The organism is Paenibacillus sp. FSL R5-0527, assembly GCF_038008055.1.
Taxonomy (GTDB): Bacteria; Bacillota; Bacilli; order Paenibacillales; family Paenibacillaceae; genus Fontibacillus; species Fontibacillus macerans.
The window spans coordinates 997456-1022452 of sequence record NZ_JBBOYI010000001.1; the positions used below are offsets into that span (position 1 = coordinate 997456).

The window sequence follows — 24997 nt, forward strand, 5'->3', positions numbered from 1 at the left end:
CACTCCTCAGTTTTGCTTTAAGTAAGCATCCATCACCAGTAATGACCAGATTTTATGACTATGATCGGCCTGCGCGGCGTGATGTTGATCGATTAAGCAGGCTACATAGGTCCGGTCGACAAATGCGTGAACGGGGGAGGCGCTGTATAGCAGCGTCTCTTTACTCCATTCCTGCAGTTCGGTACGAAGCCAATGGGAGATAGGGAAAGTGAAGGGCTGCTTTTTGCGTTCTAAGAGCCAGGCAGGCAGTCTGCCACGAAAGGCCTCCTTTAGCTTTACCTTCTCGGTTTGCTGATTCCGAAGCTCATGGGCGCTTAATCGCAGCGCGTAATTAGTAACGGTTGGCCTAAGAAAGGGGACGCGGGCTTCGACGCCCCAAGCCATAGACAGCTTGTCAACTCGATTTAGATGGTACGCTGGGAGGCGGTATTGTCTCTCCCATGCCATACAGGACTGAAGACTATGGATTTGCGGGAAGGATTGCTCGGATGCCAAACGCTCAAAAGCGTCGCGATAAGCTTCCGTGAAGTCTTGCCGCAGTTCCTCAAGACGGAATAAGAACAACTCGTTTCCGTAGGCGTCAAGATTGGAGGAGCTTTCCGCATCCCAGACGGCAAAACGCTGGTACCCTCCAAAAAATTCATCCGAGCCATCGCCGGTCAGCACAACAGAAACCGATTCTTTGACTTGCCGCAGCAGCAGGAAATAAGGGACGGTAATAGGATCCTGATTAGGCTCGTCCAGATGCCATACAATTTCATCAAGGTTTGCGGGAACATCTGCCGGCCCGACGCAAACCTGACAGTAATCCATACCAAGCTCCTTGCATAATTTCGCGGCAAAATACGTTTCATCTGCCTCCAGCCGGCCGGGATACCCGACGCCGAAGATAGGAGCATTCGGTAGTTCATTTGCGATTACAGCGGCTACAATGCTGGAGTCCAGGCCGCCGCTTAGCAAGCAGCCGACGCGTTTGTCCGACATGGTGGTGGTCTTGATCGCAGTCTCCAACAATTCCGTAAGATCGCCTCCGTCTGAATGACCGATTGGTATGCTGCCGCGATCAGCAACAAGCCTGTTGTCCTCCCATACAAGGGTCTGGCCGGGCATCATTTTTTGGATGCCTGTATAGGGTGTACACGGGGCAGGAATGAATTTATATTTTAAATAACTCAGCATGGAGACGGGGTCGATGGGGGGGCGAGCGCCGCCAATGCTGAACAGGGCTTTCAATTCAGAAGCAAAGATAAGACGTTTTTCTTTTTGTGTATAATAAAGAGGCTTGATTCCTGCTTGATCGACGGTAAGAATGAATCGTTTGCATGTCGTATCCCAGAGGGCAATCGCAAACATGCCGTCCAGCCGGGACATGAAATCGGTACTGTACTCTTCATACAGATGGGGGATGATTTCGCCATCGCAAGCGGAGTACAGTTTATGCCCTTTGTTTGCCAGCATCTTTCGAAGGGCAGGGGCATTGTATATTTCACCGTTATAGATGACTACAACGGTCCGGTTTTCATTATAAAAAGGCTGTGATCCGTTGGAGATGTCCACAAGGCTTAATCTTCTGCTGCCTAATGCTATACGCTCATCCAGGTACAGGCCTTCGGCGTTGGGGCCTCGATGAAACAAGCTCCCCGTCATTCGGTGCAATTGGGAGACGCTTGTATATGGGTCATCTTGTTCAAGGATGGTGAATCCCGCTATACCGCACATGGAAAAACGCCCTTTCTTATATAATTGTAAAAAGAGGAATTATGGACTAAAGACCACAATTCCCCTTTGGAAAGAAAATGAATTACTTCGTGTTCTTGGTGGATTTGTCTTTATCCACTGGGGCGGATGTCGTACGAACGATCACTTTTTTCATTGTTTTCACCTCCTTTCAAGGTATCATCGGCATCGTCCAATCCCAGAATGCCTTCCTGGAACAGATATTCGATGCTGTCTGCCCAGTTTGCCCGGGTTTCCTTATTCGGCGCGTGGAGAAGAATCGTATTGAAACTGAGGCCTTCCTTTAGCAGATTCAGTAGGGTCTCGTCGTCAACTTCCAAAATGACGCACGAAAGAGCATTCCTGTAGCTTTTCTGGAAGAACAAGAGACAATCTTGAGCCGGGAAGGCTTCCACATCGTCTCGTGATTCCACGGTCTCAAGAAAACGGACAAGGTCATAGCGGAATTTACGGACCGCATACGGCTCCCGCAAGTAAAGCCTCTGGTTCCGTGGCAGAATCAAAGGACCGGCAGCACGTGGGGATTGCTTGGACGAATATGTCATATCCGCCGCGAGCCTGGAATATTCCATCAGCTCAAGCAGGATATCCGGCAGGCTGCGCTTACGTATATACGCGGCTGCGAAAGCCGATAGCCGCTCAGCTTCCGATTTCCTGGAGAGCGACCCTTGCGGATACTGAACTGCGAACTCATAGACAAATTCCTCGTATTCATCCAACAGGCGGAGAATGCGGAAGAACTCCTGAAACTCGCTCTCCCGGCGGTCAATCCGGTCCTTTAGCATTTTCTCGGCAGTCACCTGTAAGATGGAGTAATCGATTTGTTCGGCTAGTTCACGTTCGGAAGAAGTGAGTTCGAACTGGGCATAATAGGCTTCTTTGTTCTGAGTGAACTGGTTTCGGAGCGTAATATCGCGTACATAAGCAACCATAAACCGCTGTAAATTAATAATCGCCATATTTCCTCCTCATTGAAAAAATAGTTGTTTGACCCATTGAATTTTTTCCTTAAGTTCATCTGCTTCCGGAAAATGCTCAAGCCCGTCTTCCAATTCCCAAATGAAAGCTTTGGGCCGTACTTTTTTTGTCTTGGCCAAGTATTCAATGAGTTCCATGTGGAGCTGCTGATCTGCTCTCAGATCCTGATGTTCTTCTTCTTGATATTTCTTATCGCTGCCGACCGTACAATGAATTTCCACAACTTTGTCCAAATCCAGACTGTCAATAAAGGCATAGTGGTCAAGCGGATAGTAACGCTGACACGAGTTGGTGATATTCTGAATGCTTAGCAGCAGACCGGCGTCAGATTCGCTGAGAATTCGGTTAATATATTGCGGATAGGTCATTGTACCGATGGGATTGTAATGCATAACAGTATTTTCAAGAACGAGCGGCTTGCCGACGAGCCGGGAAGTTTCATGCAGCCGCGTTAGGAAGATTTGCAGCGACTCCTCTGTCAAGATAGGTGGAAGCAGCGCATTGGATGGATTTCCGGGCACCTCAGTGAAGCAGATGTGATCCCCGTACCAGGGAGAATCAAGTATGTTCAAAAAGCGGTTGACTCTACTTATACTGGCCGTATCCACGGGGGCATCCGTACCAAGCGAAAGAGCGATAGTATGCAGAATAATCGGCTTATTAAGCTGCGCTTTCAAAATTCGAAGTTCTTCGGGTTCTTCGATAAATTGTCCCATGACTACTTCGTAGGCATCCACATCATCGTCAATCTGCTTAACGTATTCTTCATACCGATGCGAGTTATGAATCAACACGCCTACACCGATTTCATTAAACATTTAGAGCTCCTCCTTACGATCAGGAAATAGGCTTTTGGGAAAACTTAGTGTTGAAATGGAAGGTCTTGGGTACCAAGTATATATGCAAGATGATAAATAAGGGGCAGCACCGACAATAAATTATTTTTCTGCACTCATATAACCTCCTCGTGGGAATTGAGCTAGGAAGTAATAAGCTTGTGCATAGGGCTGTAAAAGAAATGGATGGTTATCTGGTATTTGCAAAAAGCTTGCGCTTTCTCTTAGTTGATAATATCCTATATTTAAAAATTGTGAATTTAAGAAATTCAGTAATTTTTTTCTAAAAAGTCCGGGTTATATCAATTATTCTTAAACAAATAACCATCAATATAAAAATAGTTATATTTTATAGATTCTCAGAGTTGAGTACATTAAAAAAAATGCTAGCTTGATTGCTGCAAGATTTTAATTCATATGACCAGTGAGCGACTGGAAGGAGTTGAATGCAATGGAGGAGAACCTTGGGGCATTAATTCGTGAGCTTCGAATATCTTTGCGGATGTCCCAGCATGCATTGGCTGAAGGTATATGCACACAGGCTTTCATCAGCAAAGTCGAGACGGGAATGGTAATCCCTTCGCTGGAGATTGCATTTAAAATTGGCCAGAAACTCAATATTCCGCTCGATTATATATTGGAGAAGCTTCAGTATCCGAGTTTTGATCATTATCAGGAGCTAAACTATCAGATTAACCGGCTGCTTCGCGAGCGTAATTATGAGGAGATTTATGAACTTGTCAAGGCCGAGAAGAAGAACCGTCAAATGGCCCGGAATATCCCGTTCAAACAATTGCTCCTTTGGCTCGACGGGATTTGCCACTATTACATATTAAAGGACTATGAGGCAAGCATTGCACTTTTCGAACAGGCGCTGGACCTGACCGCCAATCCTTACACTCATTCCGAACGGGAAATCGAGATCATTAACAGTATGGGTATCATTTATTGCGAGCACGGCAATTACGATGATGCCTTGGCTATGTTGATGAAAGCAACAGAATATGTAAATAAACGGATAGTGTTGAAGGAGAAGACGTTAAAAATAAAAGTCCTTTACAATACCGCCAAGGTATTGGCCAAACTGGAACGTTATGAAGAATCCAACTGCTTGTGCGATCAGGCCGTACAGTTATGCCGGGATTATGAAATATCTTATTTATTAGGAGAGCTTTACTACCAGTTAGGTTATAACCATGAGCACTTGAAAGAATGGAGCGCGACCCTGGATTACTTCGATAGGAGCGCCCGGATATTTGAGCTTCAGCAAAATGAGCTTTTTCTCGAACAAGCGGTCAAACGATTGAAAAATATTCAGTCCTTAAATAGCGGGGGATAGGGAGGAAAAGTACGGGCGGGGGAATGACGGAGGAAACGGAAGTCCTGTACATCTTCTTCAGCAAAACGAGAGGTATCCACACTTAAAAAGATTGTCAAATCCATCGACAAAGCCGCGTTTCTCACCATCCACGATGTGCGGGATGTGTTTGGGGAGGGGTTTTTGGATATTTCAAAGTGAGCCAATATAGCATCCTGGGCTAATGCGCGGCTTGTAAAAGCTCCAGGCGCTCTGGACATATGATGATGTACACCGCGAGCTGATCGTGAAAGCCGCATAGATAGCAGGAGGCATCCCCCAAGCCATTTGTCGTTATATTCCATGGGTGATTCAAGCCTTTATCGTTATGTGAGGACACTTTCCATTACTTTTATATCGCCTTGTGGCGAATATAACTTAGGCTCGGACATAACGGCTTTAGCAGTACCTGCATGCTGAGCGCCACTTTCTTAAAAAGTTTCGTGCTGAATTTGCGGCCTTCCGCACTAATTTCTATAGTGTCTGCGGGTGGTGAGGCGGCCGGTGCTCTATTTTCCTCCTTCGCCTCCGCAGCCTTTTGACGGCGCACTTTCTCCAGAGATGCTTCCTGTTCCGCTTTGGCTTGCTTTTTGGCCTCTGCTTGTGCTTGCTTTAAAGCTTCACCCGCCTCTGGGCTGGATTCGGCAGCTCTATTCATGGAATCCATAGCATAGCCTAAAGCCCCGTCATTATGATTCGTTTTATAAAAGATTGCCGCCCAGATCAAGGCTTCCGGCCGGTAAGCGGCGCCAGCCGTCGGCCGTTTGAGCTTGTTATTTCGTACCGGGAGGAATTCATCGTGGAGGAACGCAATGCTGGCGAGCTGCGCCATCCGGCGCACAAAGAGGGTTATGCAGCCCGGGAGAAGCCGGCGCATCGCCCCTGGCTGGCGATGGGGCTGTCCATTCTGTTCGCCGGATTAGGGCAGTTGTACAACCGCAGTTATATCAAAGGGATCATTCTGTTATTTTAGAGCTTGCGTTTATCATCACCTTCGCGGATTTTATCGGACTAGGTCTGTGGGGGATGGTCACGCTGGGGACGATTCCCAAAGTGGATCATTCGATTTTTTTACTGGTGTACGGGCTTTTGTCGCTTATTTTGCTGGCGATAGCCGCCATGATCTACATTGTCAACATCAGGGATGCCAAAAAAGAGGCCGAGCTCATCGCCGGCGGCTGGCAGCGGCCGAAGCGGCATCTCCCATGATGCCTATGAAGCGGCCGATGTGGACGGCGGGACGCGCTGGCAGAAATTCCGCTATATTACGCTGCCGCATGTGCTGTTTGCCACCGCGCCGTTGCTCATAATTCAATATACGGCCAACTTTAACAATTTTAATATCATTTATTTGTTCAATGGCGGCGGCCCCGCGGTTCGCGGGCAGACGGCCGGCGGGACGGATATTTTGATTTCCTGGGTGTATCAGCTTACCTTTAAGACAAACAACTACAATATGGCGGCGACCATTTCCTTGATAATCGGAGTCATTGTGATCGCTTTCGCCTTTTTTCAATTCAGACGGACCAAATCGTTCAAAGAGGAGCGTGATCATTAAATGGTCCTTGCCGTAAACAGCTTATCATTAATAACGCTTATATAATATGCCCCTACTTTCACCCCCGCTTGTAATAAACTTAGGAAAAGGGCTTGTCCAGGTCGGTTTTTATTGCGACATCGAGGATTTCAATGTGTTCTTTTTCACTTAGCTGTTTAATATGAAGATCGGAAATTTTACTATAAGAGTCTTTTTGGGAGAGGTGAGTCAGGGCCGAAAGGAGAAAAGCAGAGGGAGGGCCAATCCTTGAAGGAACCATTTATTTTTCAGCATCGGCGTTAAACAAATCCTCCCTATTCATTACAGTTCTAAGTACGGTTAAATTATACTATTACAACTGGAGAAGTGTATAGCTAAGCGACTGGCTTGTTGGGATTGCTTTTTATTATAATGAAGCCGTATATTGGTGAATTATGACAAATCTTGCGGTAAAATAGAACTAGGTTCTATGCTGATCGTAATATTTCCATCCCCTTCTTGACACAGAGAGGGAGATTCTTGGCAAAAGTGATCGGTGAAAGCCGGGGAAATGTCGGTTTTGCGAAAGATGCAGCCGAATTTCTGACAATGAAGAGGAAGCAACGAAAATCTGTAACCGTAAATCTTATTATTGGCCCGTTTCTTGCCCGGCGATTTAGATGAGTTATCCGCCATTTTTATGGCAGTAGGTGAGTCGGGATGCTTGTACTCATTACTTATGATGTTCAAACAACAGGCGTGGGAGGGGCCGCGCGGCTCCGGAAAGTGGCTAAGGCATGTCAGAACTACGTGCAGCGGGTGCAGAATTCCGTGTTTGAGTGCATTGTGAATGCAGCCCAGTTCACTGCTCTGAAATTGGAGTTAACCCAGTTAATTGATTAAGAAAAAGATAGCTTGCGATTTTATCGGTTGGGCAATAACTACAAAACCAAAGTAGAGCATATTGGGGCCAAGCCATCGATAGATTTAGAGGAGCCGCTTATCTTCTAGCGGTGCGAACCCCAAGCGCACATAAAATCCCTGGGAGGTTCGCACCCCGCGTCATTAAAGGGTTTGTAGAGATTTTGGTTAAATTTAATGGAGAAATTTCGTGCTCGCAAAATGGGTTCGCACTTTTGGGCTTACGAGGCCTTGTGCCACAAGGATTCGCATGGCCCGCTGTCGCACTCCATGTGAGTGCGTGGATTGAAATCACTCAAACACAGCAAACTATCCAGAGGCTGCCTGTCGCACTCCATGTGAGTGCGTGGATTGAAATGCCTCCTGGGCAGTAAGCCAGGTCTCTTTATTCATGTCGCACTCCATGTGAGTGCGTGGATTGAAATAGGTCCGCTCGGCGTAGTACCGTTCGCACCTCACCCGTCGCACTCCATGTGAGTGCGTGGATTGAAATCAAAAAGCGGAATTGATAAAGGTGTGGCGTTGGGGTCGCACTCCATGTGAGTGCGTGGATTGAAATCCCTAAAGCAGCGTCTATTATTTTGATCATTCGTGTCGCACTCCATGTGAGTGCGTGGATTGAAATTTTCTCTGTTGCGGCCTCGCTCATCCAGTAGAAATGTCGCACTCCATGTGAGTGCGTGGATTGAAATCAACGCGAGCAAATATTCGCAATCATCAATTACCGTCGCACTCCATGTGAGTGCGTGGATTGAAATCAACAGTAGGCGCCGGATTTACCAATGCAACTGTGTCGCACTCCATGTGAGTGCGTGGATTGAAATGTCTTGTGTCTCACCTTATCTCCCGGCTTTATGGTCGCACTCCATGTGAGTGCGTGGATTGAAATGTTAACAAAATGACGAGCTGCCGGCGAGATCCGGAGTCGCACTCCATGTGAGTGCGTGGATTGAAATTCCGATTACCCATCGATCGATATTAGCTAGCATGAGTCGCACTCCATGTGAGTGCGTGGATTGAAATCTGTATCCTTCGCGGATCGGGAGGCCCTTTTTTGTCGCACTCCATGTGAGTGCGTGGATTGAAATTTGCCGAATACCGTAAGCGCGCGGCCGGCAAGTCGTCGCACTCCATGTGAGTGCGTGGATTGAAATGCAAAGCTGCGCGGTGACAATTCCGTGGTTTGACGGTCGCACTCCATGTGAGTGCGTGGATTGAAATGCGAGTGTTATGCGGCGCTTGATAAGCGGACGTTTGTCGCACTCCATGTGAGTGCGTGGATTGAAATGATATGCCGTGCATGCTGCTTTGGATGCTGCTTTCGTCGCACTCCATGTGAGTGCGTGGATTGAAATTCAGCACCGGCAGCAAAGATATCAAACATCTTAGTCGCACTCCATGTGAGTGCGTGGATTGAAATCAACCCCTGACATAAGTCCACTAGCTGTGATATCAATGTCGCACTCCATGTGAGTGCGTGGATTGAAATTTAAGGGGCGGCAACAGGGTTTTACATCTCTTATCGTCGCACTCCATGTGAGTGCGTGGATTGAAATATATAGACCAGCTCAGGAATTAACCGTTCCAGCGTCGCACTCCATGTGAGTGCGTGGATTGAAATTAATGCGGCGTCAGATTACAGCGTTCCGGAAGGTCGTCGCACTCCATGTGAGTGCGTGGATTGAAATTCCAAGGTCTTTGGCGAATTGCTTAACCTGTGTTTGAGCGTCGCACTCCATGTGAGTGCGTGGATTGAAATTCTCTGCTGAAGCATTCACCAAGCACGGAATTAACCGTCGCACTCCATGTGAGTGCGTGGATTGAAATATCGATCATTACGGATACAACGTCCAAATGGCTGGTCGCACTCCATGTGAGTACGTGGATTGAAATCCCAATGTTCGATGCGATTAACGCCATGCCCGGTCACATCTCTTTGTAAGTGCGTAGATTGCAGGGAAATAATGGACTACACTTTCATACTATTGACTAACCGTTCATAATAAATGCTCTGATTCTGAAAGTCTCGCAACTTTTTAGGGTTCATAGCAAAGCGCTTTAGGTAGAGATGATAATCATGGCGTTAAACGTCAAGATGGCTTTCCACGTAATTTGTACGACTTCCCACACGTCGCCGAAGACGACGACCCCGGTCAGCAGAGCCGGCACCGCGCCGCTGTAGGCAGACCGGCCAATGTTCAGCCCTTTGGGCTGCCAAATCACGAAGTCAACGTCATGATAAAAATAACCTATGTCGCAACGATGTCAAAACTCATAGTTCCTCTCCATTATTACAACCGGAGAAGTGTATAGCTAAGCGAGTTGCTTGTTGGGATTGCTACTTAATTGTAATAAGGCTTTTTACCCGTATATTGGTGAATTATGACAAATCTTGCGGTAAAATAGAACTAGGTTGTATATGATCATACGCGAGGAGATGTGCTTGTGTATATTGCCCATGTACGAGAACTCGATAAAGAAATTCAAACGATAAAAACGCACTTGCTTGGAGTACAACGGCTGGCGGAACAGTTCGGGGAAAAGCTGGGCCTGAAACATGTCGCTGGGTTAGCCGGGCTGCTTCACGATCTGGGGAAGTATAGCGAAAAGTTCCAACAATATATAGACATCGTTGCCTTCCACCCTGAATTGCCACAGCCGAAGCGCGGTGAGGTTGATCATTCTACAGCTGGAGGCAGGCTGCTATTTTCATTACTTCACCATAAAGAAAGTACCTTCTGCGAAAAGCTTCTGGCTGAAATCGTCGGTAACGCCATCATCTCTCATCACTCCAACCTCCAAGACTATCTCTCACCTGAGATCAAATCCGATTACTTAAGACGAGTACAAGATACGAATCTTCCTGAATACGAATTGGCTGTTGAACGTTTTTTTCAGGACATGATGTCCAAGGAAGAGCTTATCAATTATATTCATGTTGCCGTGGATGAATTGGAACAATTTATTAATCGCACGCCTACACAAAGTTTTTTTGTTACAAAATATATTTTCAGCTGTTTAATTGATGCGGATCGGACCGACACGCGTAGTTTTGAAGAAAAGGTTGAGGCTGGAGAGCCCACACAGCATCTTCTTTTGTTTGACGCCTACTATCGTCGTTTAATGGATCATCTGGCCGCTTTAAAGGAAAGAAGTGATGCAAGCGAACCGATCAACGTGCTGAGAGCCCGAATGTCGGAACAGTGCGATGTGTTCGCTGCCGAGCGCCCGTCCGGCATTTATACGTTATCCATCCCCACAGGTGGAGGCAAGACACTTGCCAGTCTTCGCTATGCGCTCAGGCATGCCGGCAAGTACAATAAACAGCGGATCATTTATGTCGTTCCGTATACAACAATCATCGAGCAAAATGCGGATGAGGTCAGGAAGATATTGAAGGATAGCGAACATATTTTGGAACATCACTCCAATATTATTGAGGACGATCCGAATGGCAGGGGAGATGATGACGAAGCAGATGACGGGATTATTACGGACAAAGAGAAGCTTAAGCTCGCTCGCGACAATTGGGATAGCCCGATCATTTTTACTACCCTTGTCCAATTCCTCAATGTTTTTTATGCCAAAGGCAACCGCAATACCCGTCGTATGCATAATTTGAGTCATTCAGTGATCGTTTTTGATGAAGTACAGAAGGTTCCCATTCATTGTATTGCCCTGTTTAACGAGGCGTTGAATTTCTTGAAACAAGATGCTCATTGCAGCATTCTTCTCTGCACGGCCACCCAACCTACACTGGAGGAGGTGAAGCATAGTCTTTGGAAGGACCGGGATGGGGAGATTGTGCCGAATCTTTCTGAAGTTGCGAAAGCTTTTAAACGGGTCGAGCTTATTGACCAAACGGAAGATCCTATGACGAATGAGACGTTGGCCGGTTGGGTGAAGTCGGAAATCAACGGGTGGGGCAGCACACTTATCATTCTCAATACAAAAAGGGTGGTTAAGGATTTATATGAAAAGCTGAAGGATTTCCCTGTGCCTGTCTACCATCTAAGTACATCCATGTGTGCGGCACACCGAAAAGAGCAGCTTGAGGAAATCCGAGGTATGCTGGATCAGCAAGACCCCTTTATCTGCGTAACCACACAATTAATAGAAGCTGGGGTCGATGTCAGCTTTAAATGTGTCATTCGCTCTCTCGCTGGATTGGACTCGATTGCCCAGGCAGCCGGACGATGCAACCGGCACGGAGAAGATGAATCGCGGAATGTGTATATTATTAATCATGCGGAGGAAGCCGTTTCGAAGCTGAAGGAGATAAAGGTCGGGAAAGATATGTCCAGCCACGTACTAGCCAGGTTTAAGAAGAAAGCTGATAAATATGAAGGAAACCTGCTTTTACCAAAGGCGATGAGTGAATATTTCCGCTATTACTACAATAGAATGGAGGTTAATTTAAACTATTACGTTAAGAAATTAGATAAAGAAATGACCAAGCTCCTGATGTCTCTCTCACAGGAGAATGATTATGTGACTCACTATCAAAAGAAACATGGGACAAGCTTTCCTTTGTTGTTAAATGGGAGCTACAAAACGGCAGCGGAGCATTTTCAGGTCATTGATCAAAAAACGACTTCCGTCCTCGTGCCTTATGGAAGAGGTAAAGAACTCATTGCTCAATTGAATAGTGGAGCATGGCTTGAAGATATAAGCAAGTTTTTGAAACAAGCCCAGCAATATACGGTGAACCTGTACTCGCAAGAGCTGGAGCATTTAAGACGGGATAACGCCATTGTAGTGCACTTGGACGGCATGATTTATGAGTTGAAAGAGAATTGGTACAGCGATGAGTATGGGGTGGATTTGAAGGGGGAGGGCGGAATGGATGATTTAATAATTTAAAAACCTGTCTTCACTCAAGACAGGTTTCCAACTGTTCCTCTAAATATTTCAATCCACGCTTTTTGAAAGCGAATGATGAAATTATACCAGAAATCGGTTTTAATTTCATTATTCGAAATATATAATTCATTTAAAGAAAAAGTTGAAATAAAAAATCATTGACGCCTTCGAAAAATAGATGTAATCTGTGAGTGGGATAATCTTCCTATGAAAATACTCCCAAAGGAGGTGATCCAAACCATGAGAAACGAAGTCCAGTTCGAAGTTTTCGGCGACTACGCTTTATTCACCGACCCTTTAACCAAAATAGGCGGTGAGAAGCTGTCCTACAGTGTTCCAACCTACCAAGCGATCAAGGGAATCCTGGAATCCATCTACTGGAAGCCGACCATCATGTATATCATTGACGAACTGCGTGTAATGAAGCCGATCCAGATGGAATCAAAAGGTGTGCGCCCGATTGAATATGGGGGCGGGAACACGCTGGCTAATTATACGTATCTGAAGGATGTCCATTACCAAGTGAGGGCCCATTTTGTCTTTAACGAACACCGGCCTGATCTCGCCTTTGACCGCAATGAAGGGAAGCATTACAGCATCCTTCAACGTTCGTTGAAAGCGGGAGGACGCAGAGATATTTTCCTCGGTACTAGAGAGTGTCAGGGGTATGTCCAGCCTTGTGAATTTGGCACTGGACCGGGTTTTTACGATACAGAAGAAAGAACGCAGTATTTAGGAACGATGGTTCACGGGTTCAACTATCCGGATGAAACCGGAAAGAATGAGCTTTCTGTAAGGCTGTGGCCCGTTGAGATGAATAAAGGGTATATCCAGTTTCCGAAGCCGGAAGAGTGCACGATTGTTCGTTCGGTTAGAGAGATGGAGCCCAAATCGTTCAATTCGGATAACATCGAGTCTGCGGAACAACTGCTCCGTAATTTAGGAGGTGAATGAGATGAGTTGGCTGCTCCACCTATATGAAACGTATGAGGCTAATCTGGATCAAGTCGGGAAAACGGTGAAAAAACGTAGTGACCGGGAGTACACGCTGCTGCCGGTTTCTCACACGACCCAGAATGCACATATTGAAGTGACGATCGATGAAGATGGTGACTTTCTTGAGGCCAGAGTGTTGGAGAAGGAAAGCACCTTAATCCCCTGTACAGAAGAATCAGCGAGTCGGTCAGGCTCCAAGGTTGCTCCATACCCGTTACATGACAAGTTAAGTTATGTCGCTGGCGACTTCGTCAAGTATGGCGGACAGATTAAAAATCCGGATGAGGTTCCTTTTGATAAGTACATCCGCAATTTGGAGGAATGGGCCAATTCGCCATATGCCACTGAGAAATTGAAATGTATTTATACGTATTTGCGCAAGGGGCGGTTAATAGAGGACTTGGTTGCCGCAAAAATAATCAAGCTTGACGAGAATGGTCGGTTGATAGAGAAATGGGATGATAAATACAAGGCAAAGCTCGGGGAAAAGCCGCCTATTTTCTCAAGCGGGGCTGCAGAGACATCCAGCGCTTTTATCAGATTTAATGTGTTCACCCCTGATTCACCGGAGGATGTTTGGAAAGACAAAGCGATGTTTGATTCGTTTATTGCCTTTTACAATCAGAAGCTGGGGGAACAGGATGTTTGTTTCGTTACCGGAGAAACACGTCCAAGTACGGAACGGCATGCGAACAAAATTCGTCATGCGGCAGACAAAGCAAAGTTAATTTCTGCGAATGACAATTCCGGCTTCACCTTTCGCGGACGCTTCAAAACGAGCAGGGAAGCGGTATCGATCAGTTATGAGGTGTCACAGAAAGCGCACAATGCTTTGAAATGGTTGATTCACCGTCAAGGGAAAACGATTGATGAACGCGTTTTTCTAGTGTGGGGCAACGATAATAATCCTGTTCCAAATACCGACGAAGACATCGTTGATATGGAGCGACATTTAGGCCGGGAGATGGAAAGGGAACCGGATACGGACAAGCCTTATGCCGACCAGGTAAAACGAGCGATTGACGGGTTCCGGAATGATCTTACATATCAAGCAGAGGTGAATATTCTCGTTCTGGACTCGGCAACGACGGGCCGGATGGCGGTGCTTTACTATCGGCATCTGAATAAAGAGCTGTATTTGAACCGTCTGGAAGAGTGGCATAAGTCTTGTGCCTGGGAGCATCGGTACCGCAGGGACGAAGAGAAGTTTGTTTCATTTTATGGGGCGCCGGCGACCAAAGATATTGCTTTTGCTGCTTACGGCCCAAGAGCGAGCGAAAAGATCGTCAAAGGTTTAATGGAGCGGATTATCCCTTGCATTGTCGATAAACGTACAGTTCCCCGAGACATTGTTAGGAGTGCCTTTCACCGGGCTTCGAATCCGGTTTCGATGGAACGGTGGGAATGGGAGAAGACGCTAAGCATTGCATGCGCATTGATCCGAAAAATGCTGCTGGAACAAAAGGAGGAATGGAATGTGCCGCTAAACACCGAATCCAGGGATCGGAGTTATCTGTTTGGCCGCTTGCTGGCTGTGGCGGATGTGCTGGAACGAGGAGCACTTGGCAAAGACGAGACGAGGTCTACCAACGCGATTCGTTATATGAACTCTTTTGCCCAGAATCCTAGCCGAACTTGGAAAACAATTCAAGCCAGCCTGCAGCCTTATCAGGCCAAGCTGGGAACGAAAGCTACCTATTTATCCAAGATGATTGATGAAATCGCCGATCAATTTAAGGATGTCGAGTTTAATAATGCTCCTTTAACAGAGCAATATCTGCTTGGATTCTATAGTCAGCGCCGTGAACTTTATAAGAAAAAAGAGGAGGATACAAACGAATGAGCACGCTTGGTCATAAAATCGATTTTGCTGTTATTTTATCTGTAACAAAAGCCAATCCGAACGGGGACCCGCTAAACGGCAATCGACCTCGTCAAAATTATGACGGCCACGGAGAAATCTCCGATGTTGCCATCAAACGCAAAATTCGCAACCGCTTGCTGGATATGGGAGAAAAGGTTTTTGTCCAGTCGGACGACAGAAAAGCGGATGAATTCAAAAGTTTGCGTGAACGTGCGGATGCCCATCCGGACCTCGCGAAGATGCTGAAAGCAAAAAATGCATCGGCTGATGAATTTGCCAAACTTGCTTGTCAGGAATGGATTGATGTGCGCAGCTTTGGGCAAGTATTTGCTTTTAAAGGTTCCGAGCTGTCTGTAGGCGTCCGTGGTCCTGTGTCTATCCATACTGCAACAAGCATTGATCCAATCGATATTGTCAGCACGCAGATTACCAAAAGTGTAAACTCCGTAACGGGGGACAAGCGCAGCTCCGATACGATGGGCATGAAGCATCGTGTGGATTTCGGCGTGTATGTGTTTAAGGGCAGCATTAATACACAACTTGCGGAGAAGACAGGCTTCACGGAAGAAGATGCGGAGAAAATTAAGCAGGCGTTGATCACACTGTTTGAAAATGACAGTTCCTCTGCTCGTCCCGACGGCAGTATGGAAGTCCACAAAGTGTATTGGTGGAATCATTCTTCCAAGTTGGGGCAATATTCGTCGGCCAAAGTGCACCGGTCTTTAAAAGTATACTCTACAACTCCTGAACCAAAAAGATTTGAAGATTATACGATTGAACTAGAGGAACTCGATGGCTTGAATGTCGAGGTTATTGATGGCCGTTAATGACGAGGACCGCTATTTGATGCTGTCAGGGCTCCAGCATTTCCAATTTTGCAAACGTCAGTGGGCCCTGATTCATATCGAACAGCAGTGGGAAGAAAATGTCAGAACCATCGAAGGCCAGCATTTGCACCAAAAAGCGGATCAACCGTTTATCAAGGAGAAGCGCAGAGACAAGTTGATTGTTCGTGCGATGCCGATTCAGTCCAAGGAACTGCAGCTAAGCGGAATCTGTGATGTGGTTGAATTTATCCAGGACTCGGATGGAGTAGAATTGGCGGGAGTAGAAGGCACCTATAAGGTCTACCCGGTTGAGTATAAGCGGGGGAAGCCGAAAAAAGGCGATGAAGACGTCATTCAGCTAGCAGCTCAAGCGATGTGCCTGGAAGAGATGATGCTGTGCCGCGTCGACACAGGGTACATATTCTACAACGAAATCAAGCATCGCATCGAAGTTCCGATTAGTGACATGCTGCGAGATCAAGTGAGACAAATGGCCGCAGAAATGCATCATTATTACGATAAACGTCATACGCCGAAGGTAAAGACGGGGCCGTTTTGCAAAAACTGCTCCTTGCAGCACATCTGTGTGCCCAATCTGCTGCAGAAACGCTCTGTCCAAAGCTACATCGAGGGGAGGCTGAGTGAATGAGAAAGCTGTTAAATACGTTATATGTTACTCAGCCTGATACTTACTTGGCGCTTGATGGCGACAATGTGTTACTGCTCAAAGATGATGAGAAGCTTGGTCGCTTGCCGCTTCATAATCTGGAGTCGATCGTGAGCTTTGGATACACGGGGGCTAGTCCAGCGTTAATGGGTTATTGTGCTGATCGTAATATTTCCATCACCTTCTTGACACAAAGCGGGAGATTTTTGGCAAGAGTAATCGGTGAGAGCCGGGGAAATGTCATTTTGCGAAAGACGCAGTACCGGATTTCTGATAATGAAGAGGAAGCAACGAAGATCGCACGAAACTTCATTACAGGCAAAGTCTATAACCATAAGTGGATCCTGGAGCGTATGACGCGAGACTATCCGCTGCGAGTTGATGTTGAACAATTTAAATCCGTCTCGAGCCAGCTGTCGGATATTTTGCGCGAAGTCCGCAACAGTAACAACCTGGAAAGTTTAAGGGGCTGGGAAGGCCAAGCGGCGGTTCACTATAACCGTGTGTTTGATCAAATGATACTTCAGCAGAAGGAAAGCTTCTTTTTTCACGAGAGATCCAGGAGACCCCCTAAGGATAACGTAAATGCCATGCTGTCGTTCGCCTACACTCTCTTGGCTAAAGATACGGCTGCGGCTCTGGAGACCGTGGGCCTCGATGCTTACGTGGGCTTTATGCACCAAGACCGTCCTGGTCGTGCGTCCCTGGCTTTAGATCTAATGGAAGAGCTGCGAGGAATTTATGCAGACCGATTTGTGCTTTCGCTGATCAATCGAAAAGAAGTGACATCGAGCGATTTTGTTACCAAAGAAAACGGGGCTGTGCTAATGACGGACGAGGCCCGCAAAATGTTTCTGAAGGCATGGCAAACCAAAAAGCAGGAAAGCATCACACACCCGTATCTCGGTGAGAAAATCCCCTGGGGGCTGGTTCCGTATGTTCAATCGCTATTATTGGCCCGTTTCTTGCGCGGTGATCTAGATGAGTATCCGCCATTTTTATGGAAGTAGGTGAGTCCGGATGCTTGTGCTCATTACATATGATGTTCAAACGTCAGGGGCGGGAGGTGCTGCAAGGCTGCGTAAAGTGTCCAAGGCATGTCAGAACTACGGGCAGCGGGTGCAGAATTCCGTGTTTGAGTGCATTGTGGATGCAGCCCAGTTCACTGCTCTGAAATTGGAGTTAACCCAGTTAATTGATGAAGAAAAAGATAGCTTGCGATTTTATCGGTTGGGCAATAACTACAAAACCAAAGTAGAGCATATTGGGGCCAAACCATCGATAGATTTAGAGGAGCCGCTTATCTTCTAGCGGTGCGAACCCCAAGCGCACATAAAATCCCTGGGAGGTTCGCACCCCGCGTCATTAAAGGGTTTATAGAGATTTTGGTTGAAATAAATGGAAAAATTTCGTGCTCGCAAAATGGGTTCGCACTTTTGGGTATGTGAGGCCTTGTGGCTCAAGGGTTCACAAGGCCCGCTGTCGCACTCTACGTGAGTGCGTGGATTGAAATGGACATGCGCTCTTCCATGACCACACCGAACTTGTGTCGCACTCTACGTGAGTGCGTGGATTGAAATATTTGTTGGGACACATCTGGATAAATTTGAATCGGGTCGCACTCTACGTGAGTGCGTGGATTGAAATGACGTTGAACTTAACAAAATAACCCTGCTGGCGTTGTCGCACTCTACGTGAGTGCGTGGATTGAAATATCACCCGCCGCATTAACGGTATCGGCAATCATTCGTCGCACTCTACGTGAGTGCGTGGATTGAAATAAAAGAAAGAGATCATCGAGGCGTGGAAACAGGGAGTCGCACTCTACGTGAGTGCGTGGATTGAAATATTGACCTATGAGCAGTTAGCTTTAGCAAAATACGTCGCACTCTACGTGAGTGCGTGGATTGAAATTTTAGGCATTTCCTGAATTGCTCTTGGAGGCGTGTCGCACTCTACGTGAGTGCGTGGATTGAAATCTTAGGGATCGCGTATTGTCCCTCTACCCTTAGGTCGCACTCTACGTGAGTGCGTGGATTGAAATAATGCACCAATCGCCAATTTTAGGGACTACAATAGTCGCACTCTACGTGAGTGCGTGGATTGAAATATTCTCCCTTCAGAATTTTGTCAGCTCGCTGCTCCAGTCGCACTCTACGTGAGTGCGTGGATTGAAATATGGATTTGGTAAATCCTCTCCTATCCGAAGTAGTCGCACTCTACGTGAGTGCGTGGATTGAAATGAGAACCGTACATTTGCATGGGAGTTTGGAGGAGTCGCACTCTACGTGAGTGCGTGGATTGAAATTATATCCGTATAGGGGCTAACCCCGAGTAATGGTGTCGCACTCTACGTGAGTGCGTGGATTGAAATGTCGCATGTATAAACTCCTGGCTGTGAGACGCCAGAGTCGCACTCTACGTGAGTGCGTGGATTGAAATGAAGTATGAAAGGAGAATGACCATGAGCAAATATCGTCGCACTCTACGTGAGTGCGTGGATTGAAATAAGATCATATAGGTATGGCTGCTTTATCAGCACTTCAACGTCGCACTCTACGTGAGTGCGTGGATTGAAATATTCGATACGCGATCAAGCATTCGCTGTAAAATTGTCGCACTCTACGTGAGTGCGTGGATTGAAATTCCTTGCTCTCATTGCTGGGGGAAAGGCGTTAGGGTCGCACTCTACGTGAGTGCGTGGATTGAAATTGCCGTCTTACGCAAATATAGATACCCGGATCAGGTCGCACTCTACGTGAGTGCGTGGATTGAAATAATAGACTTTGGGCATAGTTAAGGGCTTCCTGTATCGTCGCACTCTACGTGAGTGCGTGGATTGAAATTTTCAGAGAAAGAGATCCTTACTCTGGCTGCCCGTCGCACTCTACGTGAGTGCGTGGATTGAAATTGCATTAGAAGGCACTACGCGCAATGCATTGTTGTCGCACTCTACGTGAGTGCGTGGATTGAAATATGTTTCAACTCGGCATTAATACAGGTCTTAGGATTGTCGCACTCTACGTGAGTGCGTGGATTGAAATCGCAAATGGGTAACCGGCGAAGTCCTTCCGACGATCGTCGCACTCTACGTGAGTGCGTGGATTGAAATTTCAATATTTGTGATAGGCACGTCGTCACTCTCGTCGCACTCTACGTGAGTGCGTGGATTGAAATAAAGCGCCTTTGTGACGCATGCAGAAATGCAATGAGTCGCACTCTACGTGAGTGCGTGGATTGAAATTGCCCCTAAGTGTCTTACTTCAATTTCGATTTTCGGTCGCACTCTACGTGAGTGCGTGGATTGAAATTCATTAGGGAAAATGAGTTATCAGCAAATTTGCCCGTCGCACTCTACGTGAGTGCGTGGATTGAAATATGACGGTGGAAGAATATCAAGCTTATCTGTATTCGGGTCGCACTCTACGTGAGTGCGTGGATTGAAATATCGGATATTTATGGAACAATGCCAAATTATATGAGGTCGCACTCTACGTGAGTGCGTGGATTGAAATAGATCGATTATATCCTGTGGAAACACTCGGACCCGTCGCACTCTACGTGAGTGCGTGGATTGAAATGAGCGGGATGCCTAGCGCCTCGGCTCGCGAGCGAAAGTCGCACTCTACGTGAGTGCGTGGATTGAAATCGACTATGGCACTGTACGCGCTGAACTACGATGATGTCGCACTCTACGTGAGTGCGTGGATTGAAATGACTGATGGAGTGACATGGATAGGAGCTGGTGGCGTCGCACTCTACGTGAGTGCGTGGATTGAAATTCGAAAACATCAGCACGTCGGTGGCTTAATCGCGTCGCACTCTACGTGAGTGCGTGGATTGAAATCCGGCGCGGTTTCCGGGCCGAAGCTTTTAACCACTGTCGCACTCTACGTGAGTGCGTGGATTGAAATACCTTGCCGGCCCCGCGCAGCTTGCCGAGGAGCACTTGTCGCACTCTACGTGAGTGCGTGGATTGAAAATAGCAGAAGCTTTTACGATTTCCATTGCAGCTTCGCGTCGCACTCTACGTGAGTGCGTGGATTGAAATGAGACTTAAGCGGCGGCTACTACTTGCGCGTGCAGTCGCACTCTACGTGAGTGCGTGGATTGAAATAGACCGAATATGGCTTAACGAAGTGGTGGCCGTAGGTCGCACTCTACGTGAGTGCGTGGATTGAAATGAAGTACATCACCGTGGCGTTTCGCCATAATACGTCGCACTCTACGTGAGTGCGTGGATTGAAATGGATCAATTTGGGTGGGTTTTGCATGATCTTACAGTCTCACTCTACGTGAGTGCGTGGATTGAAATTTATCGGCCAGTCGGAAAAGTGGCCGCGCGCCGGGTCGCACTCTACGTGAGTGCGTGGATTGAAATAAACTGGTGATTGAACTCGATGTCCCCAAGCTGCCAGTCGCACTCTACGTGAGTGCGTGGATAGAAATTTGGGGGCCATATTGTATGTACCTGGATCTGCCGTCGCACTCTACGTAAGTGCGTGGATTGAAATCAGAAAAAGCTTCATGTGCTCGCGTCAGTATCCAGTGGTCGCACTCTATGTAAGTGCGTGGATTGAAAGTTATGCGACGCTCACGGCGGAATACCCGGACATAGTCGCACCAGCAGAATGAGCTTTTTCTCGAACAAATGGTCAAACGATTGAGAAATATTCAGTCCTTAAATAGCCGGGGATAGAGAGGAAAAGTACGGGCGGGGGAATGACGGAGGAAACGGAGGTCCTATACATTGTTATCAGCAAACAAGAGGTGTCCACGCTTAATAAGATTGTCAAATCCATCGACAAATCCGCCTTTATCACCATTCACGACGTGCGGGATGTGTTTGGCGAGGGGTTTTTGGATATTTCGAAGTGAGTGACAAAAAAACCGCAACCTTATTTGGTTGTGGTTTTTGGTTTTTCTCAATAAGTAAGTTGGCAAGACGCTGATAGCACTATGTGCTGAAGTTCGACCTGGTATAATTTGTTTATGGAGCAACAAGGAGATGGTTACTATTAAGAGTTTTGTGAAAATCAATATAATGAGTTTTGGATTCGCGGTAATGTTATCTTTCCCTATACAACTGCTAGCAAATATCTACCGGATCGGTAGAGTGTTTGGATGGGACTTGTCCTTAGTTAACCAAGTTGTTTATTCTCTCATTTTCATCATGTTTATTTTATTTACGATTGTATTCGTTATTTTGACCAGAAAATACTTTGCTGAAAATACCACAAAACTAAGGTTCATTTCGATGGTTCTGTGGTTTCCGTATTTTGTATTGATAAATTTCGCATTTAGTTCTCTGTTTCCTATAGTGGATCGCGGGGAGCTCCCAACTCCCGTTGTCGGGCTGTTGAGCCTTGGTGCTATGATCATCCACCCGATTTATATATTTGTAATAAATTTACTTGCGCCGCTGAAATTGGATAATGAAAAATCAAGTTAAGGGCTTCACGCGCCATCAGTTTTTTTATAGAGGGAGGAGATCATAGGATGGGCATAAATGTGAAAAAGGAAAATGATACACTCATTATTACTTGGCAGCTATCGAAGACAGAAATCCTTTTAAAAGATGTTGAAGAAGTAGGATTTGATGAAACGTACGGCGGCGAAGAAAAAAATGCAATTCGAATCGGAACCCCTTACGGTACTACGGATCGGATATTTATCAAAACAACTTCAAATACTTATATCTTGTTTACCACAAATGGCGAGACTCTTATGAATAGGATTAAAGGGTATTTGTAAAACTTGAATGCAGCTCAGCTCCATAAAAAGATGCAGGATGCACCGACCTGCCAAATAACTAAACACATTAAGGGGTTGTCCCGAACGGTCATAAACTTGACTTTAGGGACAGCCTCTTTTATTGTGCGATTCACCTGTAATAGGGAGTGAGCGGGCCAGCTTCTTTTTTTATTCATCAGGGGTAACTTCAATTTGATCTGCAACAAACTCATTTAGAGCTTGATCATATTTATACGTTACGTGAAAAGTACACACGTGATCAGGAAGCACGCCATTAATTGGTGTAACAAATCCGCCTATGTTAACTGTCAGTTTCTGATCCTTTAAATCATGTAAAATTATATCACCAAAGTAAAGCTTGTTTTCAAACTTATCATCCGGCTCATGTGCTAGCGCCAGCTCGTTGACATTCTTGCTGAATTTGAATTCTTTTCCTTTAGCTTTAATTAGCAGTTCATTACCATTTTGTTTAACTTCAGTTTCTAAATCCGCAACAATTTCCTCACCCTTTTGTATCTTTATTTCTGAAAGGTTTTCTCCGTTTAATACATGAGCTTCATTAGTACCTAAATTAGAACCATGTCCGGTAACAAGAATGACGATCACTTCTTCTTTACCATCCCCTGTAAGATCAACATAGGACACCCATGGTTTAGATACTCCTTTCAATATTCTCCAATCAAATTTCTTTTGTCTGCCGTTAACGTCTACAATTACTCCATCTGTTGTTTCATAAAGCTTTACATTTTTGTTCTCGGAAGACCCAAGCAATTTCGCATCAGTCTCTTGTTCCGGCTGTGTTGTTACTTGTTTACTGGGAGACTCGCCTGACTCTTGGGTAACAGGCTTATCTGAACCACATCCCGCAAGCAAAACAACACTTAATAACATCAATACACCAACTTCTTTTTTCAACTCTTTGGACTCCTTTCAATCGGTCTGCCGGAAATTATATCAAAGAACATAAAAATGAGATTTACATTATCTTAACTGAGGGAACTATCGGGATAAGCGGGAGACCGAGTTTATGGCTGTCATCCCGAATGAGTGATCAATGGTTTGCTTCAGAGAGGTCTGCTCGGTAATTGCAGGTCCAAGACTCTATATCATTTGATAACAAGGTCTTGGACCAACACGATAAAGGCCACTTTGTCGTCCTTTATGGAAAACTGGAGCATATATTTGTTGTCCGTTGATTTTTGGATTAAAATTCCTTCATCTAATGGCGAGGTTTCAATAGCGGGGTAGGCTTTTTTTACTTCATCCACCGTGCTGCCTATACCAATGTTTCTGGGTGTGACCCCCGAGAAGGGACTTGTCGCGTGGATCCCCCAGACATATCCTCCTCCATCGATCTCGACGCCTTTATCTTTATAGATCCATTCGGGATCTCCGATGCCATGCGCTATCGTTTCCTCGGAAGGCTCACCCAACAATTCCCGGACCTTGTCCATCGTCTGCCCAATGGCCAGTTGGCCCAGCTTCATATCTTGCTCGGTCAATTCGTTTCCGGCTGCTTCGCTTTGGGGATTGTTCGCCGCGTTCCCGGCCGTTTCCTGGCCGGCAGGGTTTGGATTCGAACACGCCGCCAACAGGATCAAGCAAAAAGCGAAAGACAAACCAATAAGCGATATTCGGCGCACTATAGCATCTCTCCTTTCAAAAACGTACGATTCATTTCATTCTTCAACTCTATGTACCCCTTTCTCCTTGCACGATAAAAATTATATCTGAGAAACTAAAAAGAGTATTCACATAGTGATAACAAAGTTTGATAAGGAAGTTAAAATAATGTTACTCCGATTCAGCAAGTCTGTTTTTTAAACATTAACAAAGAAGGTATGGGGTTAATTTGGTTGCTATGGGAGAATTTAAAAATTCGTCTGACTTCAGATAAGCATGATATTCTTCTATCTCTTGATGGTGTTGGGCTAAATAGTTTTCCGTATTATTTAACATTTCAGCCATAGCTTTATTGGTTGTTTTCTCAAGTTGTACAACATCAAGTCTTTCGTTCAACGTAAAAATTTCTTCCAAGTACTCAGATAACTCTGGAGGCAAATGCAATTCCACATCATCAAGATAATTGATGATTTCATTGTAAGCTTGGCGCTTTTCATCGGTATCAACAATTCCGTCCAAGAATCTGCCAAAATGTAAAGACAAAAATAGTCCATAGTTACCGGGAAAAGCCAATACAAGTCTTTCTTTTATAGTGAGCAAATTTTCGTCATGAGCTTGCAAATAGTCAAACTCTCTTTCAACATCGTAACTACGGATCAGATTGTCCATACATTGCTGAATCGTTTGAAGCCGTTGCAACCTAATTTCTGTAACATACTTACACTTTGCCAATGCAGCGGATTTATTTTTGCTGCACAAAATATTTTTAATATCCGTAACGCTTATTCCGCACTTTCTCAACACCGATATTTCTTTGAGTGTAAGTATGTCTGCTTCGCTATAATCCCGATAACCATTTTCAAGTATTTCAGGAGAAATTAACCCCTTGGCCTCGTAATATTCCATGGCCTTTTTCGTAAGCTTACTTTTTTTACAGGCTTCGTTTATAAGCATTTCATCACCTCAAAACAATAATCGGCTAACCCCTAAGGGGGGAGTCAAGTTTTTTTATAAAAAAGACTGCATTTCATCGGGCACGTTGGTTTCCTTGATCATCC

Annotated in this window: 18 protein-coding genes, 4 pseudogenes and 2 CRISPR repeat arrays; of the genes and pseudogenes, 14 read left to right on the forward strand and 8 right to left on the reverse strand. The window is 45.9% G+C overall.

Translation table 11 applies throughout. The features are described 5' to 3' along the window. Positions 1-6 precede the first annotated feature (6 nt). The 3 genes from asnB to NYE69_RS04555 all read right to left on the reverse strand — a co-directional run bounded on the left by asnB (position 7) and on the right by NYE69_RS04555 (position 3533). Complete coding sequence (gene asnB, locus NYE69_RS04545) at positions 7-1719, reverse strand: asparagine synthase (glutamine-hydrolyzing) (protein WP_036626998.1); 1713 nt, start codon at positions 1717-1719, stop codon at positions 7-9. A gap of 110 nt (positions 1720-1829) precedes the next feature. Continuing rightward, the gene (locus NYE69_RS04550) at positions 1830-2696 is read right to left on the reverse strand and encodes a hypothetical protein (RefSeq protein WP_124333601.1); all 867 of its coding nucleotides are present in this window, start codon (positions 2694-2696) and stop codon (positions 1830-1832) included. 9 nt (positions 2697-2705) lie between these two features. Then, positions 2706-3533, reverse strand: a complete 828-nt coding sequence (locus NYE69_RS04555; protein ID WP_036626994.1) for a multinuclear nonheme iron-dependent oxidase — start codon at positions 3531-3533, stop codon at positions 2706-2708. Positions 3534-4002: 469 nt separating this feature from the next. Here NYE69_RS04555 and NYE69_RS04560 point away from each other — a divergent pair, with 469 nt between their 5' ends. Together NYE69_RS04560 and NYE69_RS04565 are read left to right on the forward strand one after the other, a co-directional pair. Further along, the gene (locus NYE69_RS04560; protein WP_124333599.1) at positions 4003-4890 is read left to right on the forward strand and encodes a helix-turn-helix domain-containing protein; all 888 of its coding nucleotides are present in this window, start codon (positions 4003-4005) and stop codon (positions 4888-4890) included. 35 nt (positions 4891-4925) lie between these two features. After that, positions 4926-5070: pseudogene (locus tag NYE69_RS04565) on the forward strand (DUF2179 domain-containing protein); the annotation flags it as partial. 190 nt (positions 5071-5260) lie between these two features. Here NYE69_RS04565 and NYE69_RS04570 read toward each other — a convergent pair. Continuing rightward, a complete protein-coding gene (locus NYE69_RS04570; protein ID WP_340924442.1) occupies positions 5261-5740 on the reverse strand; it encodes a hypothetical protein in 480 nt (159 codons plus the stop codon). 60 nt (positions 5741-5800) lie between these two features. Here NYE69_RS04570 and NYE69_RS04575 point away from each other — a divergent pair. The 3 genes and pseudogenes from NYE69_RS04575 (at position 5801) to cas2 (NYE69_RS04585) (ending at position 7435) form a co-directional block, all read left to right on the forward strand. Beyond that, positions 5801-6466: pseudogene (locus NYE69_RS04575) on the forward strand (carbohydrate ABC transporter permease). Between the two features lie 498 nt (positions 6467-6964). Next, positions 6965-7108 (forward strand): hypothetical protein, encoded by a 144-nt coding sequence (locus tag NYE69_RS04580; RefSeq protein ID WP_340924445.1) that lies wholly within the window; start codon positions 6965-6967, stop codon positions 7106-7108. A gap of 36 nt (positions 7109-7144) precedes the next feature. Next, a pseudogene (gene cas2, locus NYE69_RS04585) lies at positions 7145-7435 on the forward strand (CRISPR-associated endonuclease Cas2). A gap of 170 nt (positions 7436-7605) precedes the next feature. Continuing rightward, a CRISPR array of direct repeats spans positions 7606-9238; the repeat unit is 32 nt; unit sequence GTCGCACTCCATGTGAGTGCGTGGATTGAAAT. A gap of 165 nt (positions 9239-9403) precedes the next feature. Here the strand turns inward: cas2 (NYE69_RS04585) and NYE69_RS04590 are convergent. Then, positions 9404-9568, reverse strand: a complete 165-nt coding sequence (locus tag NYE69_RS04590; RefSeq protein ID WP_316561616.1) for an ArsB/NhaD family transporter — start codon at positions 9566-9568, stop codon at positions 9404-9406. A gap of 222 nt (positions 9569-9790) precedes the next feature. On the opposite strand from NYE69_RS04590, the gene cas3 reads away from it, so the two are divergent. The 9 genes and pseudogenes from cas3 to NYE69_RS04635 all read left to right on the forward strand — a co-directional run bounded on the left by cas3 (position 9791) and on the right by NYE69_RS04635 (position 22316). After that, positions 9791-12208 carry a CRISPR-associated helicase Cas3' gene (gene cas3, locus NYE69_RS04595; RefSeq protein WP_240752280.1) on the forward strand — a complete coding sequence of 806 codons (2418 nt, stop codon included), beginning with the start codon at positions 9791-9793 and terminating at the stop codon, positions 12206-12208. 240 nt (positions 12209-12448) lie between these two features. Then, complete coding sequence (gene cas5c / locus NYE69_RS04600; protein WP_155619708.1) at positions 12449-13162, forward strand: type I-C CRISPR-associated protein Cas5c; 714 nt, start codon at positions 12449-12451, stop codon at positions 13160-13162. Position 13163: 1 nt separating this feature from the next. Further along, on the forward strand, positions 13164-15047 hold the full coding sequence (gene cas8c / locus NYE69_RS04605) for a type I-C CRISPR-associated protein Cas8c/Csd1 (protein WP_240752281.1): 1884 nt from the start codon (positions 13164-13166) through the stop codon (positions 15045-15047). Further along, complete coding sequence (gene cas7c, locus NYE69_RS04610) at positions 15044-15895, forward strand: type I-C CRISPR-associated protein Cas7/Csd2 (RefSeq protein WP_240752282.1); 852 nt, start codon at positions 15044-15046, stop codon at positions 15893-15895. Before cas8c ends, cas7c begins: the two co-directional genes overlap by 4 nt. Next, complete coding sequence (cas4, locus tag NYE69_RS04615) at positions 15885-16544, forward strand: CRISPR-associated protein Cas4 (RefSeq protein WP_240752575.1); 660 nt, start codon at positions 15885-15887, stop codon at positions 16542-16544. Before cas7c ends, cas4 begins: the two co-directional genes overlap by 11 nt. After that, entirely contained in the window at positions 16541-17572 is a 1032-nt protein-coding gene (gene cas1c / locus NYE69_RS04620; protein WP_340924457.1) for a type I-C CRISPR-associated endonuclease Cas1c, read from the forward strand. Before cas4 ends, cas1c begins: the two co-directional genes overlap by 4 nt. Before the next feature lie 10 nt (positions 17573-17582). Continuing rightward, positions 17583-17873 (forward strand): CRISPR-associated endonuclease Cas2, encoded by a 291-nt coding sequence (gene cas2 / locus NYE69_RS04625; RefSeq protein WP_128631161.1) that lies wholly within the window; start codon positions 17583-17585, stop codon positions 17871-17873. Positions 17874-18043: 170 nt separating this feature from the next. Next, positions 18044-21145: a CRISPR direct-repeat array (repeat unit 32 nt; unit sequence GTCGCACTCTACGTGAGTGCGTGGATTGAAAT). A 145-nt stretch (positions 21146-21290) separates the two neighbouring features. After that, positions 21291-21440: pseudogene (locus tag NYE69_RS04630) on the forward strand (DUF2179 domain-containing protein); the annotation flags it as partial. Between the two features lie 621 nt (positions 21441-22061). After that, positions 22062-22316, forward strand: a complete 255-nt coding sequence (locus NYE69_RS04635) for a SunI/YnzG family protein (protein WP_128631162.1) — start codon at positions 22062-22064, stop codon at positions 22314-22316. A 168-nt stretch (positions 22317-22484) separates the two neighbouring features. Here NYE69_RS04635 and NYE69_RS04640 read toward each other — a convergent pair whose 3' ends face one another. The 3 genes from NYE69_RS04640 to NYE69_RS04650 form a co-directional block, all read right to left on the reverse strand. After that, entirely contained in the window at positions 22485-23231 is a 747-nt protein-coding gene (locus tag NYE69_RS04640; protein WP_326044202.1) for a hypothetical protein, read from the reverse strand. A 191-nt stretch (positions 23232-23422) separates the two neighbouring features. Then, positions 23423-23959 carry a hypothetical protein gene (locus tag NYE69_RS04645; RefSeq protein ID WP_340924470.1) on the reverse strand — a complete coding sequence of 179 codons (537 nt, stop codon included), beginning with the start codon at positions 23957-23959 and terminating at the stop codon, positions 23423-23425. 184 nt (positions 23960-24143) lie between these two features. Further along, entirely contained in the window at positions 24144-24893 is a 750-nt protein-coding gene (locus NYE69_RS04650) for a MerR family transcriptional regulator (protein WP_340924473.1), read from the reverse strand. Between the last annotated feature and the right edge of the window lie 104 nt (positions 24894-24997).

Coding starts and splice junctions, on each gene's coding strand:
- asnB (WP_036626998.1), bottom strand. CDS start 1,719: ATGTGCGGTATAGCGGGATTCACCATCCTTGAACAAGATGACCCATAT.
- NYE69_RS04550 (WP_124333601.1), bottom strand. CDS start 2,696: ATGGCGATTATTAATTTACAGCGGTTTATGGTTGCTTATGTACGCGAT.
- NYE69_RS04555 (WP_036626994.1), bottom strand. CDS start 3,533: ATGTTTAATGAAATCGGTGTAGGCGTGTTGATTCATAACTCGCATCGG.
- NYE69_RS04560 (WP_124333599.1), top strand. CDS start 4,003: ATGGAGGAGAACCTTGGGGCATTAATTCGTGAGCTTCGAATATCTTTG.
- NYE69_RS04570 (WP_340924442.1), bottom strand. CDS start 5,740: ATGGCGCAGCTCGCCAGCATTGCGTTCCTCCACGATGAATTCCTCCCG.
- cas5c (WP_155619708.1), top strand. CDS start 12,449: ATGAGAAACGAAGTCCAGTTCGAAGTTTTCGGCGACTACGCTTTATTC.
- cas8c (WP_240752281.1), top strand. CDS start 13,164: ATGAGTTGGCTGCTCCACCTATATGAAACGTATGAGGCTAATCTGGAT.
- cas7c (WP_240752282.1), top strand. CDS start 15,044: ATGAGCACGCTTGGTCATAAAATCGATTTTGCTGTTATTTTATCTGTA.
- cas4 (WP_240752575.1), top strand. CDS start 15,885: ATGGCCGTTAATGACGAGGACCGCTATTTGATGCTGTCAGGGCTCCAG.
- cas1c (WP_340924457.1), top strand. CDS start 16,541: ATGAGAAAGCTGTTAAATACGTTATATGTTACTCAGCCTGATACTTAC.
- cas2 (WP_128631161.1), top strand. CDS start 17,583: ATGCTTGTGCTCATTACATATGATGTTCAAACGTCAGGGGCGGGAGGT.
- NYE69_RS04635 (WP_128631162.1), top strand. CDS start 22,062: ATGGGCATAAATGTGAAAAAGGAAAATGATACACTCATTATTACTTGG.
- NYE69_RS04650 (WP_340924473.1), bottom strand. CDS start 24,893: ATGCTTATAAACGAAGCCTGTAAAAAAAGTAAGCTTACGAAAAAGGCC.